We start from the raw sequence: 2,382 nt of genomic DNA, 5'->3' as shown, positions 1-2,382 counted from the left end.
CAAATTCAAATATTAGTTAAGTTGTTAAATCGCCCCGATGTGGATCATGTGGTCAACTCTTGTGATGCAGATCGAGAGGGTGAGCTTATCTATCGAGAAATATATGAACATGCAGGTGTGAACAAGCGAGAATCACGACTATTTATCTCTTCTTATGAAGCCGCAGAACTAGAGGGAGCCTTGAACCGATTAGAACCAGGAGCAGATTATGATGGGCTTGCACAATCCGCTAAAGCAAGGCAATACCTGGATTATATTTTAGGAATTAATGTTACAAGGGGCTGTACATCAAAACTAGCTAAAAACCAATTCTTATTGGCTTCTGGTCGTGTTCAAATGTGCATATTGAATGAAATCCGTCAAAGGGAAATCGCAATTCAAAACTATAAAGAACAAACCTATTACAATTTAAAACTACAAACGGAAAACGGTTTATCACCAGTAATGAAAACAGAAGATCAACTGATAGATCCATCGCCACTACAAAAGCTTGGAGAGAGCTTGAAAGAAACGAATGTAATCGTAACGGAATTTAAAGAAAATACGAGAAAAAAGAAACCAAAATTATTATATAACTTAACGGACATCTACAAAGATGCTCACGCCAAACTAAAAATAAATGCGGAAACAGCAAAAAAATATATACAGAGTTTGTATGAAGAAGGCTTTATTACGTATCCTCGTTCTTCATCCAGGCATTTACCGACTGAGCAAGTGGAACGAGTGAAAGAAGTAATGGCAGCATTAGAAAAAAGCACTTATGCAAATCTCGTACAACAAGTGGTTCCATCTTCTATTACGAAAAAACATACTACTTTTAATGATGAGTTAGTCAGTAGTCACTTTGCCATCATCCCAACAACAAAATTATATGTCGAGACCAACCGAAATCCATTAGAAAAACAGTTATATGACTTAATTGTAAAACGGTTTATCGGGAATTTTATGAAACCAGCAATCTACCTGGTAAGAGAAGTACATTTTATAGATCAAGAGGGCAATATCTACAGTACAAAAGAAAAGATCCTACAAGAAAAAGGGTTTCTAAGTGTGTTTCAAGAGGATATAGAAGAGGGTTCAGTTGAAGCATTTCAGATACCTATTTTACGAGAAGGAGATTCTTTCAGAATCGTTCAGTATAACTTGATTGAGTCTCGAACAAAGAAACCAGCTTTTCATACGGAAAGTTCCATTTTAACCTTTATGGAGACGGCAGGGCGTAAATTAGATGATGAACATTTGAAAGAACTTATGAAAGGAAAACGGATTGGGACAGTCGCAACGGAAGAAACGTTTATTCCGAAACTGTTAGAGCGAAGCTATATTGATGTTACCAACAGTCAGATTCGAACTACTAATATTGGTCGTGCATTTATAGATGCTTTTCCGGTAGATGAAATCAAAAATCCAGCTTATACGGCTGAAATGGAAGGGATGATCTACATGATCGAAAAGAACGAAATGAAATATGAGGAATTTGTAGAGAAAACAAATACGTTTGTAAAAGATACGGTGGAACAATTAGGCGCAATAGATGATAAGGTGTCGGATAGTATTATTAATACCTGGCATCAGCAGATTGAAGTGTGCAAATGCCCTTGTAGAAAAGGAAAAATCCTTCATAAAGGTAATTTCTATGGTTGCAGTAATTATCCGGAATGTGAAATCTCCTTACCGAAAAAAATTAAAGAAAAAGCGATTCCGGAAGCGCAAGCGAAAAAGCTGTTTGAGGATAATAAAACAGATCTTTTAAAAGGATTTAAGTCCAATGAGAAGGAGTTTTCCGCTTATCTCGTGTTACATGAAGGGAAAGTTAAATTTCAGTTCCCAACACAAGAAGAGCTGTCATTTGGTAAATGCCCAAAATGTAAAAAAGGGGATATGCTTCATCGTAAAACATTTTATGGATGTACGGAGCATAAAAACGGATGTGATTTTATGTTGCCAGCCAAGATGAAGGGGAAAGCAATCCCTGGTAATCAGATGAAGAAGTTAATTCAGTATAAAACAACGGATTTTATCAACGGCTTTCAAGGAGAAAAGGGAGAATTTACGGCAGCTATCTATATGGAAGCGGACGGAAGCTTGAAATTCCGTTTTCCAACGACTGAAGATCGTACCATTGGTAAATGTCCATTGTGTAAGAGTAGGGTTCTTGTAGGGAAAAGTAACTACTTATGTGAGAAATACAAAAAAGGTTGTGACTTCATTATTTTTGGTACAGTCTCTGGGAAAAATCTAAGTAGTAACCATGTGAAAAAGTTATTAGAAAAGAATGTGACAGATCAGATTAAAGGGTTTATCTCGAACAAAAATGGGAAGAAATTTGATGCTCGTTTATCCTACAGCGTACAGGAGAAGAGATTAAAATTTTTATTCGGC

At 36.4% G+C, this 2,382-nt stretch carries 1 protein-coding gene; it reads left to right on the top strand.

Annotated elements, in window-relative coordinates; genetic code table 11:
• The coding region (locus CN409_RS30660) for a type IA DNA topoisomerase (protein WP_098217973.1) at positions 1-2,382 on the top strand (2,382 nt) is incomplete at both ends.

It is taken from the genome of Bacillus sp. AFS012607, from assembly GCF_002558005.1.
Classification (GTDB): Bacteria; Bacillota; Bacilli; order Bacillales; family Bacillaceae_G; genus Bacillus_A; species Bacillus_A thuringiensis_S.
The sequence above is the reverse complement of the archived record's forward strand: the minus strand, read 5'-3'. Positions and strand labels throughout refer to the sequence as shown.